The organism is Gammaproteobacteria bacterium (assembly GCA_029882975.1).
In the GTDB taxonomy this organism is placed as follows: Bacteria; Pseudomonadota; Gammaproteobacteria; order SZUA-152; family SZUA-152; genus JAJDNG01.
The window spans coordinates 126,590-145,460 of the sequence record JAOUJW010000010.1; the positions used below are offsets into that span (position 1 = coordinate 126,590).

The following is an 18,871-nucleotide window of genomic DNA, read 5'->3' on the forward strand; positions in this document are numbered from 1 at the left end:
CAGTATCGGTTCAAGATATGAAGTAACTGTTTTTTTCACCGTGACCTTAATTGGTATATAGCATGGGGCGTACCAAGTTTTTTGATAACGTGTAACTAATTGTTATTACGTATGAAAATAGTATTTTGTCAATATTGGGCGGAAACAAAAATCAGTATAAACTATAATAATTTATAGTAATCTATCTATTAAGCTACACAAAGGAACAACATGCATAAAACGGTCGTCTTTGGTTTGCTGGGAACCACATTGGATCAGGGTAAGGGCGCATCGCGTTGGGAACGCTGGCGCCCCACGGTTTCTGTATGCCGGCATGAGGACTTTCTGGTGGATCGATTGGAACTGTTATACCAGGAGCGCTATATCGCCTTGGCGGAAAGAGTCCGGCAGGACATCGCTATGGTGTCTCCGGAAACAGAAGTAAGGTTGCACCAGGTGGCAATGGATGATCCGTGGGACTTTGAAAATGTTTACGGTGATCTTCATGATTTTGCTCAGAGTTATACGTTTAACACCAGCAAGGAAAATTATTATATACATATCACTACCGGTTCCCATGTGGCACAAATCTGCTTGTTTCTGTTGACTGAAGCACACTATTTTCCGGGGAAGCTGTTACAAACATCTCCTCCCAAACGCAGCGAACATTCCGTGGCCGGTTCCTTTACCGTTATAGATCTGGATTTATCCAAGTACGACCGACTGGCAACGCGATTTAGACAGGAACAACAATCCGGATTAACCTATTTAAAATCCGGGATCGATACCAAAAACAAAGCATTTAACCAAATGATTGCACAAATAGAGCAGGTGGCCATACAGTCGCGTGCGCCGATTTTGCTTATGGGGCCAACCGGGGCCGGTAAATCTCAACTGGCTCGACGAATTTATGAGTTAAAACAATACCGGCATCAGTTAAGTGGATCGTTCGTTGAAGTGAATTGTGCCACCTTGCGAGGTGAAAATGCCATGTCAACGTTATTTGGTCACAAAAAAGGGGCTTTTACCGGTGCGGTGATGGCGCGGGATGGTTTGTTGAAAACGGCAAACGGTGGTATTTTGTTTCTGGACGAGCTTGGTGAGTTGGGGGTGGATGAACAAGCCATGTTGCTAAGAGCGTTGGAAGAGAAACGGTTTCTACCCGTTGGCGCGGACAAAGAAGTGGTCAGTGATTTCCAATTAATTGTCGGTACAAACCGGGATTTACTCAAAGAGGTACAAAATGGCCGTTTCAGAGAAGATTTATTGGCCCGTGTAAACTTGTGGACTTATAGCTTGCCGGGTTTGAGTGAGCGAAAAGAAGATATTGAACCAAATTTGGATTATGAATTGCAAAAATTCGCGCAACAAAATGCGTCTCAGGTGAATTTTAATAAAGAAGCGCGGCGCCGGTATTTGCAATTTGCTAAATCATCCGAAGCACATTGGAACGGTAACTTTCGTGATTTAAACGCCAGCGTCACTCGCATGGCTACACTGGCTCCGGGCGGGCGTATTACCACAGCCGTTGCGGAACAGGAAATAGAGCGATTACAAAGACTGTGGAAGCCTATAGGCATTAACACTCGCCATGCACTATTGGCCGAGATACTGGGCGAACAGTACGATACAACCATTGATTTGTTCTCCCAAACGCAATTACACACAGTCATCGAAACTTGTAGAAATTCCAAATCATTGGCAGACGCAGGGCGAAAACTATTTTCTGTTTCACGAAAACAACGCGCTCAATCCAATGATTCAGACCGACTGCGTAAATATCTACAGAAGTTTGGTTTGTCCTGGAGTGATATCAACGCATGACATCGCCGCTAAAGCGATATCGCTGTTGTTCACAGTCTGAGATCCACACAAATCCGCTTAAAAGTGGTTCAAAGCTCGATATACAATATCGATGTTTGTGCTAACTTTTCAGTTCAAAGCAGTCAAGTGATTCCAACTGTCTCATAAAAAAGACAACTCGCCATTTACTTGGCCCCGGAAACAATTAATTTGCTCAATAATCAACAACAAATTTGACAATAACCTATACTTCTCTAGTATATGTGGCGTGCGCTAAAGCACAACAACAGCAGCAATATTAATTAGACTGGAGAGCGAATAATGCCAAAAGCGACAACAAAACCGGTTGTAAAATTCGGAGCACTGGAAAAATCGATTGATTCTTCCCTTGAAACCTTAAAGAATATGTATGATGGTGGCTCTGCTGCTGTATCGGTTCGATCTAAAGAAAAGCAGAAATTACTATCAGACAGTAAACGCTTATCTAAGAAAAAAAACACATTATTGAAAAAAAAGCGTACGGCAGCAACGAAATTGAAAAAAGCGCCCGGTGTAGAAACTCGTAAAGCACTCAGTCTGATTGAAAAAGAGTTGATTACGGTGTCAAAGAGTCTGGCGAAAACTAATCTGGAAAAAACTAAAGTTGCTGAGGAACTGGCCGGATTAAAGCTAAATGTAAAACGTGTAACAGCCTACCTAAAGGGAGTTGCCATAGCCGACAAAGCCCTGAGTAAAGCAAATAAAACAAAAGCTAAATCCACAACACCGAGCATGGCTGCTTAATTCTATTTGTGGCCAGAGACGGCTCCCTAAGTTGGGGGCCTATCTTCACCGTTCACGCAACGCCATTACGGGGAGCATAAAACAGTGGGGTCCGTTGAGGCCACATTTTGCCCATAGCCCCATATTCTCCACCTTGAATCTTGTGTAGAGTCGTTTTAAGTTTTCGTTTCGGTCAGTATTGTGCGGTTTCGCGCATTGCCCTGACAAGGTTCGCCGCGTCACTGTAGATCGTACAATGCAATTTGTAGCAGACGTAGTATGTGCGAATTTGTCAGAAATAGATCATTTTGCGATCATTTTGCGATCAATTTCACTAAGTAAATGAGTCAACATCTTCAAGCACGCCTGTCTTTATTTTGCAGCAAAACATAATAGTCCTGGACACATAGTCTAATTCCATCTTAATTCTCGGAGTTGATTTTTGTCATCTCTATAGAAAATGTGTTGACTGCCATTAACTAAATAGCCGTATGGGTTACTCACTGCTTTTCCCCCTATTGATGGAAGTGGCAGATCTTGCCAACCACGATGTTGTTTCCAAAACAACTCGTGCATAACTCCGTTGGTGTCACGGTAGAAGATACGCTGACTCTCGCCTGCGATGTATCCGAAGGGATTTCCCGCGACCTTTGCGCTTGTTGGAAGTATGTTATCTTTCCATCCTTGGCCGGAAAGCCAGAGCATTTCATGTAATTTATTATTATTATCCCGGTAGAACACATGCTGACTACCACCGACAACATAACCAAACGGATCGCTCATTACTCGCGCAGTTGCCGGGAGAGTGTGGTCTCTCCATCCTTGGCCGGAAAGCCACAACAACTCATGCAATCCATTATTGTTATCACGGTAGAACACGTGTTGGCTACCGCCAACAACATAACCAAATGGATTACCCGCTACTTTCGAAGCTGGTGCCTTTAACTTTTGTTCCGAGACGTAAACCCTTTGATAGTTCAATTGCCTGTGAATATAGGTTGTCAGGAAAATTATTGTCTTTAGATCCGGCTGCTAACAGTAAGTGTCCGTTAAACAAATCATAGCCGGAACGCCTCTGATATTTATACTCCTCGCTAATCGGAGTAGGTTCGCCATGCATAAATATTAGTTGCTTATACGCAACACGCCAGTGCCAACGCCGAAATGCACTGTTATAGTAACCACGGCGACTCATTTCGTTGGCTTTGACCGACTCAGTCTTACATGAATAGTTTTCTGAAAACCAACGGTTGGCTTGACCACAACCATCTACATGTAAAAACTAATTATTCCAATTCTAATATAGACAAGTTCACTCGAATAAATATTAATTCAGATCAAATGGACAGCAATAATTATTATCTGTTTAGTGTTACGTGGTTGGGGTATAGTGAACTAAAAAAAGGGGTAACACAAAAGGGGGCGGCCGTGGGATTGTGATAAATCGGATTACTAATGAATTGAGTGCTGCAATACAATCCATCAAAGAAGGATCAGAGAAACCGATGCATAGTGAGCGGCGGTCCTAAAATCTTAAGAAGATGTAATTGCACAGCAACAGAGATTTCTGAAATGCTAAACTACTCCCGAGGATTGTAAATAGTAATTGTAGACGGGGCGCAAGTCGCTTGCTCTATAGGCCACAACGAATCGAATACGATAACGCTTTTTATTATGTGACAAACAGAGAAAAGAATAGGCAAATGGTGTTGCATGTGGACGCCTGCATCAACTCGTTTCGGGTTATCTAGGAAATCGATAATTGCATCCGCTGTATCATTCACGCTGATTGCTTAATGACTAACCTGTTTAGAATTTCAAAACGCCGATATACTTTACAGTTAAATTAAGAGAAAGCTGTAACTGCTTGTTAAATTGGATAAATAAAATCGGTACAAAATGTGTATATAAGGTTTCAACAAAAATAAGAGGTCTAAAATATTTTTGATAAATGATAAGTCAACCAACAGCTGTAGAAATTTCCACTGGATCGGGAGAGACCATGAGCAAGTTAAGTGGTATGAGAGGGGTAGGGAATGGGGTAGGGAGTGGGGTAGGAAGTAAAGGGCTGTCTGTTGTACGCAATCTGGTTTTGGTCTGCAGTTTATTTGCAGCACAACAATCTTCGGCAATTTTAATCGATTTTCAAACATCGCAATCCACTGTTGCGCAAGGCGACAGTTTTGACGTGGACATCATCGTGTCCGGTTTAACAGCCGCTGACGAAATTGTATCCGCCTTCGACCTATTTATCGGTTTTGACGACGCCATCTTATCAGTATCCAACATTGTTTTCGGAACGGAGCTGTATACAGGGTTTTTCCAGGACACGGATACAACCATAGCCGGTCAAGTGGAACTGGTAGATTTGTCGTTTCTATTTGATTACGAACTGGCAACTCTTCAATCGGATAGTGTGCTATTGAGCACAATAACATTCGATGCTCTGACGGCCGGTGTCAGCGAGCTTCTATTTCTACCGCATCCTATTCTTGGTGGTCAGGACGTAAAAGGACGAGATGCGGCAATTTTACCCCTGGATGTAGGTCAGGCGAGCATCACCGTGACAGCGTCCGTTCCCGAGCCTGGTACTTCATTACTGATGCTCGCAGGGATAATCGCTGTGTTTTCCAATCTGAAATACCCAATTCGCAGTTAGATAGCCTTCACTATTTACACGCTGAGGCAGCGACGTTGGCGGCCTGGCGTGTTTGATGGTTTTGCGTTCACTTTGTATTTGTCTGTAAGCAGTTCGGCTGAAATTATTCGTGTGTTGTACCAAGTAAAACTCAAATAACAATTATCGGGGAACCATTCTATGAAATCAGGGATTCGATACGGTTTTTTACTCCTTCTTATTGCGCTAAGTACTGTTTGGGGGTCGAAAGTCTATGCTCAGACATGCGATGTTGATGCGGATCAGGATATAGATATTAATGATATAAACCTGATCACCGCGGCACGCAACCAACCGGCAAACGGACAGGATGATGCCAGGGACGCTGATGGTGATGGATACATTACCATTAACGACGCCCGCACGTGTGTGTTGCAATGTACTGAACCCCGATGTGTCGAGCCGGCCTCCAATCCAGTGATCGATATGGATGGTGATGGTTATGACTCTACCCAGGATTGTGATGACAACAATGCAGCCATTAATCCGGGTGCTACAGAAATTCCTGGTAACGGAATAGATGAAAACTGTGACAATATGGATCCCCCCGATCCGGCTGATGTGGATGATGACGGCGATGGTTTTACAGAGAATCAGGGAGATTGTAACGATAGTAATGCGGCGATAAATCCCGGTGCCATTGATATCGCCGGTAATGGCATTGATGAAGATTGCAGTGGTTCCGATTTGGATCCAAACGATGTGGATAACGACGGCGACGGTTTTACAGAGAACCAGGGCGATTGTGATGATGCCAACGCGATTGTCTATCCTGGAGCAAATGAAATTGCAAACAACGGCATTGACGAGGACTGCAGTGGCTCAGATCTTTTATTGCCTTTGATAGAGGTGTTTCCGAATCCGGTGGACTTTGGTCAACTTGAGGTGAACAACTCCACCAGTGCATCATTCACTATTCGTAACATAGGATTCGCTGATTTAAGCATACAAAGCATCAACAGCAGCGGAGCACCGTTTGCACTTGTAAATCCACTACCGACGTTACTGGCTCCGGATGTTGAGGCCAATGTGACGGTAATTTTCAGTCCCACTGTACCTGGCGCTAATGCAGGAACAGCCACTATAACAAGTAACGCCGCTAACGCAGCCAGTGTACTTGTGAATTTGCTAGGCTCGGCGGTGGAGGCGATTCAGGCACCGGATATTGATAGTGTTCCCCGTGTGGATTATGGCAGCGTAGCAGAAGGGTTGACGGTCCAACGAACTTTGGCTGTACATAATGTGGGCGATGCGCCGCTGCTGGTAACGGGCATTTCCACCAATCTCAGCGTTTATAGCGTATCTACCATACCAGGCGTTAACCTTCCCTTGTCTATCGAACCGGGAAGCTCCAGCGATTTGCAAATACAGTTTACACCACCGGCAGGCAGTGCCGGCACTGTGTATGAGGCGCAATTGTTAATCGAGAGTAATGACCCCGACGAAGCCTTATACAACGTGGCATTGTGGGGTAAAGCCGTTGCGCCGGTACCTGCCTTGTTCCCAAATCCTGTCGTGGGTGCCGAGCTTGACGATGTTATTACCTTGAACAATTGCAGCAATGTTAGCGGCAATGTCCAGTTTATTTCCAGCAGTAGCGCGTCCGACAGTTTTGTGGTGACTTTAACGGATCAGGGTGGACTATCTAGCAGTAGTTTGGTGGTTGGCGCATCGGATGGTGCCGGGGCCGTAGCGTTTAGCAGTGTTAATGCCTGCGACCTGGCCGATGGTGTGATTGAAGTATCCGTGGTATTGAACCAGGGAGGTAATGAATTACCTGAGTTTGTTGGTACACCTGGCGTCAAGAATACATCCGCACTGGAACCGCCGGTTTTGGATCCTCTGCCGGGCATTACCGCAGATGATGTTATCGAAGTTTGTGGTACCTCACGAGCCAACACCACTGTGAGAATTGAAGGGGCGGCCATTCCGGTGTTTGTAACACTGGATGCTTTGACTACCGAGTTCTGCGTCAATGTCACCCTGAAGCAAAATACACAAAACATTTTGCTGGCTTCCGCTATCGATGATCTTGCCAATAAACCTAAGCCTGTCGCATACGCCAAGCCGGTCAGTGTAATTCATCTGGACCCATCCGAACTGATTATTGCCGACTTGTTCTCTCGTCTTTTATCAGAAGAGGAAATTGCAGATCTGGTTGCCAGAGGAATTATTGATCTGGACGATCCGGCTAACTTTAATGTGTCTCTGTTTACCGTCGTGTTAACGATTGGCGGGCACCCGGTAACATTTACCCAACCCGTTGCCGTCCCCGTGGCAGCAGGGGTGGCTTTTGGGGGATCCCAAACCTTTTACTCTGTAGGAGGCGGTGGATCCGGTGGTGGTGGTGGCGGAGGCAGTGGAGGCGGTGGAGGCAGCAGCGGCCCCAGTAGTATTGTCACATACAGCGCCTCAAACAATGTGGGCGGATGTGCCACTTCCTGCGGCCAAATCTTTGTGGTCAATCCGGGCGAAGGACGTCAGGCAGTTCCGGGTGTGATCATTATCGATGGCCGTATAAAAACGTTGAAAGAGTTCTTTCAACTTACTTTGGCGCTTTATAACACCTCGGACTCCTTTGTATTGCAGGATATGCAGGCAAGCTTAGCTTTACCGGCGGGTTTAACAGCCGTTAAGGCAGCTTTGGGTAATGATGTTTCCCAGGTGAATACGGATGGTTCCGAAGACCAGGTTGTTATTGGACGTATTGGTCCCAACAGTACCGGCCGGGGTCAGTTTATTTTGCGCGGTGATACGGTAGGCGTACACGATGTTTCAGTGAGCTTTTCCGGTTTTGTTACAGAAGGTGGATTGCCTCAACCCGTTCCCATCAGCGGTTCCGTAGGAACGACCGTGAAAGTGCTGGGCGCACCTGAACTCAGTGTGGTATTGCGTCACCCCAGTGTCGTGGGTGGTCCTGATGTCAGTCAGGGCCAGATCTACGACTTACTGGTTGAGATTACTAACTTATCCGAGAGACCCGCGCTTTACACCAGTTTGGAATTGTTTATCGGCGGCGGTGCTCAACTCGTAGACGAGTCAGGTAACCCCGTTCCTGAATCCAACAGCATTCGTAGTATTGGAACGATTCGCAACGGTGAGACGGCCACTCTGGCCTACCGGGTTCAATCTCAGTTGGAAGGTGAGATTATCGCTTGCCAGGGTATAGCCAGTGAAAATATCACTCTCAGTGTAGATACCGGACCGGATGGTAGCAGTTGCGAAATTAATAATATGTATCCTGCCAACTTTGAACCATTGCCGGTGGATCAAGCGCCCGCCGTGATTGGTATAAACCCTGAAAGTAATGAAATCGATGTAGTGCTGAGCAGTTCAGTTGTTACTGTGTTCAGTCCTTCCAGTAGTTGTTTGACGGCAGATAGCTGGAACAATGTGGTGACGGTGCCTATTGATGGTGATCCGGCCAATGGTTTGCAGATAGTATCGGCTAACCTGGTTTCTACCGGAACGTACTATTTGGAAGAGCTGGATAGTACAGGTCAAGCGGTTCGACATATACCGACAGACCTGGTGACTGAATCGCCACCAGCCGGCGGTACCACGATCGCTGTTTTACGTTTGGGTTTAAGCTCGCCCTTGAGTCAAGCCTTTCTAAAAGCCAATACCCGGTATCGAGTCACCTTGGTGGGGGGAACGGGAGGTATTTGCAGCGCTTCCGGGGTGGAGATGTCGGATTCTTTTACATGGGAATTTTCAACAGCACAAGATTGTTCTCTCACGGGGGATTTGGTATTGCTGGACGTACAACCGACAAACGGGGCAACTGATCAATCTGTAAACCGTCCCATTGTTTTAAATTTCAGCAATGCATTGGATTATTCCAGTCTCATGTTTACCCCGGGTAATTTATTGGGGAGTTCCTACGGCTTATACGCCAATGCGCTCGAATCGGGTGGAGAACTGGTTACAGAAGGAACGCCTTTGAGTGGTACTGCGTTTTTCAGTAATTCAGGCAAAACGTTGACGTATGTTGCAGAACCGGAATTACCTGTGAATTCACAAATTCATATTCGCCTGACCCAGACTGTGCGGGATACTTGCGGTAATCCGTTACAAACGGGCACCACAAATGGCGTGTTATTAAACTCTTTTAATACTGTGCCTAATGCCATACCGGCTGCACCGATCGTCAACCCGGTACCGGCTATCAGTAATCAGGCCCAGGTTCAGGTTTCCGGTACAGCTCCAGCGTACAGTACAGTTACCGTGTTGGGAGGGGCGGCTGATGCCAGTGCTCAAGTACTTGGTTCGGGTTTGTTCAATATCACAGTTCCTTTGCTGTTGGATGCAAGCAATGTATTAACTGTACAGGCAAGGAATACTTCCGGTAGTGCATCGGATCCGGTTGCTAACGATGTCAACGGTAATCCATTGCAAGTGTTGCAGGACAGCACGCCTCCTCAGGTATTGAGTGTCAGCCCTGATGCCGGTGCCACTGGGGTAGACGTGACGACTTCGGTGCAAATTGTGTTTAGTGAAAATCTGGATCCGAATGCCAGTGCCGGAGTGTCGTTAAGCACAGGAGGTACACCGCTGGCGATCTCAGTATCGCTTGCAGATAATATAGTGACGGTTGTTCCAAACAGCGCCTTGGCTTTTAATACCACATACCAGATAACGGTACCTGCCAGCATCGTTGATCCTGCGGGCAATGCCATGGCCACCGAGTTCACTGCAACTTTTACTACCCGTCCGGAAAACTTTGCGCCAGTGGCTGTTATTCAGGCTCCAAGTAATCCCTATCAGGGCCAAACGGTTGCCGTGGACGCCAGCTTGTCCAGTGACGCTGATGGTGACGCCCTGAGCTATGCCTGGTCGTTTATACCACCTGCGGGCAGTGCTGCCGTGTTGTCAGATCCAACCGCTGTAACACCATCCTTTGTTGCTGATGTAGTGGGAGACTACAGTTTGGAACTGGTGGTTAACGACGGACAAGTAAATAGCGCAACGGCGACCGTAACCATTACCAGCATTCCCTATCCGGTTCCGGTTTTAAACAGCGTTAACCCCAACAGCGGTTTGCGTGGCAGTACTTTACCAGTGATATTTGAAGGTGAAGGTTTGGCAACGGCAAGTAATGTCGTTTCTGCCAACCCCGGTATTAGCGGTAGTATTGTATCGGTCAGTGATACTTCTGTGACCGCCAACGTAACCATAGGGGCAGGTGCGGTACTGGGCTCTACCGATATGGGGCTGACAACGTCTGGTGGCGAAGCGCGCCTGGCGTTTGATGTGCTGGAAGCGCCGCGCATCGATTCCATCGATCCTGCTGTAGTGAGAACGGGAAGCAGTATTCAATTGGCCATTAATGGACACGCGCTTGCGGATATCAGCACCATTAGTATCGACGGGACAGGAGTCACCCTCACAGACCTGGGGACGGGCGATTACAATCGGCGTGATATTCGCCTGGATGTCAGTGCAACAGCCGCAACCGGCTTACGCACCTTAACGCTGACTACCGCTGCTGGTACGGCCAGTGCCGATATTCGTGTGGTTAGTGGTAATTACACCATTCAGTGGATTACCCCAGGAGGTGGGGACTGGAACGTGGCGGCTAACTGGTCGGAAAATCGGGTGCCGGGTGTTGGAGATAATGTACTTATTTCTACTAATGGTACGGTTAATATTAGCGGGAATCATACAGTCAACTCATTGGACCTATATTCCAACGTACTGCAAGCCAATACCCTGACTGTCAACGGAGTTGGGATGCTGCAAGGCTTTCGGTTACACGCTAACGCAACTTACTTGGTCAATAACAGTGGAATTTTAGATCTGACTACGAACGCACAGGTGGATGGGTCTTTGCAGGTTCAGCACACTGCTTGTTGTTCCGGGACAGCTCGAGTTCGCTTGAATGGCGTCAGAAGGGTTAGTGGAAACGGCGAAATTCGATTGTTACGTCATGGTGTAACCTATTTAGAGTCAACAGAAACTTCGATGGCAATTGGCCCTAACCTGCATATAACCGGTAATGGATATATAACCGGTGTGGTTGACAATGCTGGCGGAATATTGCGAATTAATGAAAATGGCAGCGACGTACAAATGTTGGGTACCACGACTCTGCAGAATCTCGTCTTGTCCGCGGCAAGTCGGTTAGCGGCGGATGGTGGTACACTGGGTTCCGGAGTGGTACTGGACGGTGAGTTAATCGTCTTGAACCAGAAGGGTTTGCGACTGACGTCGGATTTGACGGTAAATGGCCGTTTGTTGATACAACAAACCTACTGTTGTTCAGGCGCAACGCGTTTGACAATAGATGGCAGTTATACCATTGGGGGCAATGGTGAAATCCGAATCATCGGCGGTGGCCGAGCTTATGTAGAGTCCATTAATGGCAGTATGGGGTTTGGTCCAAATCTTCATATTAGTGGCAATGGTTATCTCAATGGAACCATAGACAATGCAGGCGGCGCTTTAAAAATCAATCAGGATGACGGAACGGTCTATATGATTGGCACCACGACCTTACAAAATATGGAGATAGCCACAAACAGTGTTGTTCGTTCTGCAGGCGGAACACTGGGTTCCGGAGTGGTACTGGACGGTGAGTTAATCGTCTTGAACCAGAACGGTTTGCGACTGACGTCGGATTTGACGGTAAATGGCCGTTTGTTGATACAACAAACCTATTGTTGTTCAGGTGCAACGCGTTTGACTATAGATGGCAGTCATACCGTTAGAGGCAATGGCGAAATCCGAATCATCGGCGGTGGCCGAGCTTATGTAGAGTCATCAAACGGTGCTATGACATTTGGTCCGGATCTTCACATAAGTGGTAATGGTTATCTCACAGGAACCATAGACAATGCCGGTGGTGTTTTAAAAATCAATCAGGATGACGGAACCGTCTATATGATTGGCACCACGACCTTACAAAATATGGAGATAGCCACAAACAGTGTTGTTCGTTCTGCAGGCGGAACACTGGGTTCCGGAGTGGTACTGGATGGTGAGTTAATCGTCTTGAACCAGAAGGGTTTGCGACTGACATCGGATTTGACGGTTAATGGCCGTTTGTTGATACAACAAACCTATTGTTGTTCAGGTGCAACGCGTTTGACTATAGATGGCAGTCATACCGTTAGAGGCAATGGCGAAATTCGAATCATCGGCGGTGGCCGAGCTTATGTAGAGTCTATTAATGGCAGTACGGGGTTTGGTTCGGAATTGCAGATTACGGGTAATGGGTATTTAAACGGGATTATTGATAACGGGGGTACTGCCTTAAGAGTCAATGAAGATGGCGGTACGGTATACACGATTGGTACGACTACATTAAGGAATGTGGTAATTCCGACGGGATCCAGTCTTAGAACCGCGGGTGGGATTCTGGAGGCCGGAGTGTTTGTTGAAGGTGAGCTTACAATTAGCAACGGTTCAACATTAATGCTGCGGTCTGATCTGTCAATCAACGGTACTCTAACCATCCAGCAAACATATTGTTGTTCTGGAGCGGCCGTGTTGCAAATGGACTCCAGTAACACCATAAATGGAAGCGGGCAAATCCTTATGACTCATTCCGGGCGTGCCGTGTTAGAGTCGATCAATGGCAATACTCTGACAATCGGCTCAGGAATGACCGTGCGAGGAGCTGGTATAGTGGGCCGATCCGGTGGGGCAGTTGTCAACAACGGCACCCTGTTAGCCGATAACGGTACCATGACCATTAGCCCCAGCAGCTTCACTAATAATGGAACGGTTGTCGCTGATGTCAGTCGTTCTATCGCTATTTCCAATATGGGAATCAACAATGGTGATTTTCGCGCTAATAGGGGCGGCTCAATCAATATCACCGGTAACTACACCCAATCGGCAACGGGAAGTATGACGGTGGAGCTGGCTAGTACGGGTTCCTTTGGTCGTGTCAGAGTTACTATGAATGCTGATCTTGCCGGTACTCTCAATGCGGAATTGGCAAACGGTTTTATCCCCAGTTCGGGGAACAGGTTTCAGTTTTTCACCAATGCAACGCGCAGTGGTAGTTTGACGATAGCACCAGGATTGAATTTTATCCTGGATGATTCCAATCCTACATCCTTAACCTTGGAGGCGTTGTAGGGGTAAATGATTCACGCTATTAATGGGAATTAAAGGGCGCCCCGGATAGCGGGGCGACCCCAGCCGTAACGTAACCCCAGCCGTAAGGGGGCAGAGTGAGGTTCCCCCGATTAGTGATGTGTCCCCAATGATATAACCCCCATTGATGCTGAGTCTTGTGACCTCGAAAATCAACGCGTATACTGAGTGGCTGTTCGTACGATTGTGCCGCAGTTGTGTTGTTTCCTGGGCGTACTGTTAATTCAATAAGATGAGCGGCCGGACCATAGAAACATTAGGTAAGGGTAGAATAACAATAGGGATAGGATATGTGCGGAATTAAAGACGTTTTGGTTGTTGCGTTAATATTAGGCAGTTTACTAATCGTTGGTTGTGGCAGCGGCGACGATTCCACGGCACAAAGTGAAGAACCCGTTAATCAAGCGCCGTCAGTTCCCCTCGTATACCCGGTTACCTCACCGACTTCTGTGCAGACTCAAACCTTAGCGGGCGAAAAGTCGGCAAACAGTTCGATTTGGGTAAACGGGGTTGAAAGGGTTCCCCTGGATGAGCAAACCAACTGGTCTATCACAGACATGGCTTTGATAGAGGGTAACAATAGCTTTGACCTCTCCGCAAAGGATAGCGAGGGCAGGGAATCACAGACGGTTACAGTCCGCATTGTGTTGGATACAACCGCCCCCTCATCTCCTGCTGTGAACAGCGGCTTATTAACCGCAAACAGTGCTTATAATTTGACCGGAACCAAAGAGGCAGGATCCGCCATTTGGATTAATGGAATTGAAAGGGTTGCTTTGGACGAGTTAACCGAATGGAGTGTAAGCGTTCAACTGCAGGAAGGCGGCAATAGCTTTAATGTCGTGGCAAAAGATAATCTGGGTAACGAATCCGATGCGATCGCTGTGAATGTTGTTTTGGATTCCACGCCTCCCGCAAGCCCGGTGGTTGTCAGTCCATTACTCACCAACAACAGAAGTTATATCCTAAGTGGCACCAAGGAGGCCGGATCATCCATCTGGCTGAATGCTGTTGAAATTCAAGCACTCAATGACAGTACCAACTGGAGCACTTCCTTGTCCCTGCAGGAAGGAAACAATGCATTGCACCTGACCGCCAGAGACAATCTGGGCAATGAGTCGGCTGTATTGGGGATAAACGTGGTGCTGGATTCAATGCCGCCTGCAACACCCGCCGTTAACAGTCCCCTGACTACCGAAAACAGTGCCTATGTTTTAAGCGGCACCAAGGAAGCGGGATCTTCCCTTTGGGTAAATGGCGTGGAAAGAGTGGCCGTTAACAATGAAACCGGCTGGAGTCTCAACTACACGTTGACCGCAGGCGACAACTCGTTTGCGATAACGTCTAAAGACTCATTGGGTAATGAATCCTCAGTACAAAATATAACCGTATCCCTGATTGTAACGCCACTAGGGCCTAAGCCACCCACGGTGAATCCGGTTAGCTCACCCACTAACCTTACCCAAGTAACATTGGCAGGGACAAAAGACACAGGCACATCGCTTTGGATAAACGACATATTACGAGTGCCGGCCAACACCAGTACCGACTGGAGTTATGTTTATGTATTTACCGAAGGGGTGAATGAACTTAACTTTACGGTCAGGGACGAGCAGGGAAATTCCTCGTCGGTCGTGTCACTCACGATCGTGCTGGATACGATTGATCCCTGGGCGCCCACAATCAATACGGTGGTCAGCCCGTTCAATAGCGAAAATTATCCTCTCAGTGGCCAAAAACAAGTGGGGACGGCAATCTGGATGGATGGTTCAGTTTTGGTCGAGGCAGATTCGGCCGCAACCTGGAGTACCCATATCACACTCAGTGTGGAAGGCAATAACCGCTTTTCTTTGACCAGCGTCGATGGGGCAGGAAACACCTCAACGGCGACGGTACTGAATATTGTGCGCGATACCATCGCGCCGTCAGCGCCCACTTTCAGTGGTGTACTGTTAACCAGTGAACCTTCCTATACCCTATCGGGTACTAAGGATGCGGACACGTCGGTTTGGATCGGTAACAGCCAAGTGGTGGCAAACAACGCCGAAACTACCTGGAGTTACACTACCAATTTGGCGGAGGGCGACAATATATTCAATATTTATTGTCAAGATCCGGCGGGTAATGTTTCACCAAGTAACGCTCAGACCGTGGTGTTGAATACCAACGTACCCTCCACACCTACGGTAACCAGTAACCCGGAGACCAATAATTCTGCCTATTTGTTAACCGGCACGAAAGATCCCGGGGCCTCCATATGGTTCAACGGTGTCGAGCAAGTCCCTGCAGACCCGAATATGGTCTGGCAATTGGCGATCACACTTCTGGATGGCGACAATATTTTTGATATAAGTTCAAAAGACATCCTGGGTCTGGAATCCGCTCCGCGTAGAGTCACTATCGTACTGGATACGGTACCACCCGATAATCCTGTGGTAACCAGTCGGGAATATGTCAATACTCTTAAATATACAATGAGCGGTAATAAAGGGTTCAGGGATTCACTGTGGATCGATGATGTGGAATGGGGGGCCGGTTCGGGAACCCGCTGGAGTACCGAGGTAACTCTCAATCTGGGGATTAACACGTTTAGCCTGAAAACCCAGGACCCTGCCGGTAATTGGTCCGGCACAGTCATAGCCACCATAGATGTGGACATGACACCGCCCGGACCGGTAACCGACTTGCGGATCGACATAGACGACCGACGTCTGACATTAAACTGGACCAATCCGACCGACGATTTCACAAGAATTCACGTGTTAAGTTCAACAGTTGGTTACGCAAATGGACCGGACGATAGGGTGGATCAAACCCTGAGAGCCGATTTTCGTCCCGTGAGTGAGCTGTACAATGATTTGTTAAACGGAACTCCTTACTATTACACCATTTACGCTGTTGACCGATATTTAAACGCTTCTCCTCCTGCCACAATCACAGCCAGCCCCGGTATTCCCGGCAGTTTGGATCATGAATATAACTATCCTGCCGGTTTTGTCAGTTTTGGAACGCCCCCCTGGACCTTGTCCACCTGGCCCAGACCCAAGCCAACTTTTACTGACACGGGGCATGATATGGTCATGCACAACGGTAAAGTTCTAATGGTTGGATCCGTCACAAGGGATCTGGCAATGTATCGTTTTAACCTGGACGGGTCTGTGGATACCACATTCAACAATGACGGCAAAGTGGTATACAACAGCACTGAATCCAGCTTCGGGAAAAGCGAGGAAGCCGCGTACGCTGTTAGAATCCAACCGGACGGAAAAATTTTACTTGCAGGACTGTATAGCTATTTCGGCCGCGAGATAGGACTTTGGCGTTTTAATGAAAATGGCAGCCTGGATACATCCTTTAGTGCGCTTAGCCAACCCATCACCCCGGACCTGGCGGATTTCGCCTATGCACTGGCCCTGCAAAGCGATGGAAAAATTATAGTGGCCGGTAAGTCAGGACTTAGCGCCGACGGAATTTATAACATGACGCTTTGGCGTTTCGATTCTCGCGGCAGATGGGATATTACATTTGGTAGATACGGCGTTGTCAGTTATACCGCGACGCCCGAGTCAGTGGCACATGCCATGGAGATTCAAAGTGACGGAAAAATCGTTGTTGCCGGTGATAGTGTTTTGAATGGAATCACCGCTATGACCATTTGGCGTTTTAACAGTGACGGGACTCCGGACAACACATTTAATGGCAACGGCGTTGTCAGGAACGAGACCGGGAGGCTGACCCAATGGTCTAATAATGCTTTGACCTTACAGAACGACGGAAAGATTCTGGTGACCGGGACCACCGGAAGCAGTCCCAATACGGATATGATCGTCTGGCGTTACAACTCTTTAGGTAGTCTGGATACGACGTTTAATCAGGTCGGGTATCTTACTGTGGATTCCACGGGCACCAATGAGGCAGGGCACAGTATCACCGTCCATGGCGATGGAAAAATTGTAGTGACCGGAATGGTGACCGACGCTGATCTGGGTGCAAACATCGGCATTTGGAGACTCACCGACAGCGGTGTGGATACAACATTCAATCACACCGGTGTGAAATTGTGGAACTATGATGATAGAAGAAATACCCGTACGAATAACTACGCCACCGGCATTATGTTGGATTCAACATCCGGCGTAGACAGGATATTTGTCGGAGGATATTCCGACCCGGGTTTTTCCTTTGATTCGGAAGACATGGCCCTGTGGCGATTTTATTACTGAGACAGGCTTGTTCTGCAAAAAAAATCCGAAACAGGCACTGCTGTCCCATAGTTTGACAATCATAAAGCGAGCCTCATTTGAGGTTCGCTTTTTTTGTGCCTCGTGTGGCTATACACGATACCAAAGTTTTATTGGAATCGAATAGAATGAATAAATTATTGGAGCAGGTTCAACGTGCTTTGAGCGTTATATATAATGTTGGGTCGCCCATTAGTGCTATACTATAATGTTGGGTCGCCCATTAGCCAGCCGGTGTCAAGGTCCCAATAAATCCCATAGCCACACAATGTGACCTAGAAAATGAAACAGGTGTTTGTTACGCACCCGGATTCTCTATGGATGGTGTCGAAATTGATCCGCACCAGTCACCCATCAGGATCTAGGTAAAACGGTATTGCTGTTTTACCCCAGGCCTAAAGGCCCCAAAAAATCGTTGGTACCAAGCCGCCTCCAAAAGGAATATCACAGAAACAATGGTTTTACCGTATGCAACGGATTACCAACCCTAGAGTGGTTCACGGCTTAGGCGCATCAAATAACCTATTTCATAAAAGGGTGGGACAGCGGCCCAATCAGACCAGTGATTTCAATCAACCCCAGCACTAGCTCACTGCCCCAGCCTTATTTATCGAAACAATAATGTCTCATCAAATTTAACCTGGTCGCGCATAATATAAAAACAAGCCTTGGCCAATTTGTTGGCTGTAGCTTTTACCGCGACTGCCCGATTTTTTTGAGCCAATTTCCTTTGAAAGAACCGCTTTGCCGTTTCATTGTACCGAACAATAAAATTGGCGGCTTCGACATAGGCCCATCCGAGGTAACGGTTACCATTTTTCCGGTTGCCTTCGCCCTTTTTCTTACCGTTGCTCGTCTTTACGCTTTTTACTGCGCGGCAATAGGAAGCATAGTGACCGGCGCTTGAAAACCGGTTTATCTCACCCGTTTCCAGCATGATGGTAAGCGCCAATATGTCACCGATACCGGGCACTTGTTTTAACCCTAGAAACGACGGATGTAGTTTTACCTGACGCAAAATCAATTTTTCTATAACAGAATAGAGGACATCCACGATATATAATCGCTCATCCAGCGAAACCCCTCCCAGATCTTAGAAAAAGACAATTCAACATTACCTTTGGAATCGGTTTTTCAGTGGATACACCCGAAGAAAAGGAAACAGCGCAGTAGAAACTGGCTAAAACAAAATCTAGCCAAAAGGAATTGACTCATTACTATGAGCGAAGATGACTATTTTGTGTGAGGGTAGGGTGGTTTAATTAATGCGGCGGAGAAGGGCTGTACAGAGACTCACACCGGT

Annotated in this window: 7 protein-coding genes; 5 read left to right on the top strand and 2 right to left on the bottom strand. The window is 47.3% G+C overall.

The window, feature by feature from the left end; all coding sequences use genetic code 11:
• Positions 1–210 precede the first annotated feature (210 nt).
• Entirely contained in the window at positions 211–1,803 is a 1,593-nt protein-coding gene (rtcR, locus tag OEY58_09675) for an RNA repair transcriptional activator RtcR (protein ID MDH5325717.1), read from the top strand.
• A gap of 300 nt (positions 1,804–2,103) precedes the next feature.
• Positions 2,104–2,565, top strand: a complete 462-nt coding sequence (locus OEY58_09680; GenBank protein MDH5325718.1) for a hypothetical protein — start codon at positions 2,104–2,106, stop codon at positions 2,563–2,565.
• 390 nt (positions 2,566–2,955) lie between these two features.
• On the opposite strand, the gene OEY58_09685 is transcribed toward OEY58_09680, so the two are convergent.
• The gene (locus OEY58_09685) at positions 2,956–3,327 is read right to left on the bottom strand and encodes a hypothetical protein (protein MDH5325719.1); all 372 of its coding nucleotides are present in this window, start codon (positions 3,325–3,327) and stop codon (positions 2,956–2,958) included.
• A gap of 1,219 nt (positions 3,328–4,546) precedes the next feature.
• Here OEY58_09685 and OEY58_09690 point away from each other — a divergent pair.
• The 3 genes from OEY58_09690 to OEY58_09700 all read left to right on the top strand — a co-directional run bounded on the left by OEY58_09690 (position 4,547) and on the right by OEY58_09700 (position 17,550).
• Positions 4,547–5,203 carry a cohesin domain-containing protein gene (locus OEY58_09690; GenBank protein MDH5325720.1) on the top strand — a complete coding sequence of 219 codons (657 nt, stop codon included), beginning with the start codon at positions 4,547–4,549 and terminating at the stop codon, positions 5,201–5,203.
• Between the two features lie 159 nt (positions 5,204–5,362).
• On the top strand, positions 5,363–13,309 hold the full coding sequence (locus tag OEY58_09695) for an Ig-like domain-containing protein (GenBank protein MDH5325721.1): 7,947 nt from the start codon (positions 5,363–5,365) through the stop codon (positions 13,307–13,309).
• A gap of 308 nt (positions 13,310–13,617) precedes the next feature.
• Complete coding sequence (locus OEY58_09700; protein ID MDH5325722.1) at positions 13,618–17,550, top strand: hypothetical protein; 3,933 nt, start codon at positions 13,618–13,620, stop codon at positions 17,548–17,550.
• 625 nt (positions 17,551–18,175) lie between these two features.
• Here the strand turns inward: OEY58_09700 and OEY58_09705 are convergent.
• Entirely contained in the window at positions 18,176–18,622 is a 447-nt protein-coding gene (locus OEY58_09705; protein MDH5325723.1) for a transposase, read from the bottom strand.
• Between the last annotated feature and the right edge of the window lie 249 nt (positions 18,623–18,871).

Bases quoted from the DNA above. Each gene is read 5' to 3' on its own strand.
- rtcR (MDH5325717.1), top strand. From the start codon at position 211: ATGCATAAAACGGTCGTCTTTGGTTTGCTGGGAACCACATTGGATCAG.
- OEY58_09680 (MDH5325718.1), top strand. From the start codon at position 2,104: ATGCCAAAAGCGACAACAAAACCGGTTGTAAAATTCGGAGCACTGGAA.
- OEY58_09685 (MDH5325719.1), bottom strand. From the start codon at position 3,327: ATGAGCGATCCGTTTGGTTATGTTGTCGGTGGTAGTCAGCATGTGTTC.
- OEY58_09690 (MDH5325720.1), top strand. From the start codon at position 4,547: ATGAGCAAGTTAAGTGGTATGAGAGGGGTAGGGAATGGGGTAGGGAGT.
- OEY58_09695 (MDH5325721.1), top strand. From the start codon at position 5,363: ATGAAATCAGGGATTCGATACGGTTTTTTACTCCTTCTTATTGCGCTA.
- OEY58_09700 (MDH5325722.1), top strand. From the start codon at position 13,618: ATGTGCGGAATTAAAGACGTTTTGGTTGTTGCGTTAATATTAGGCAGT.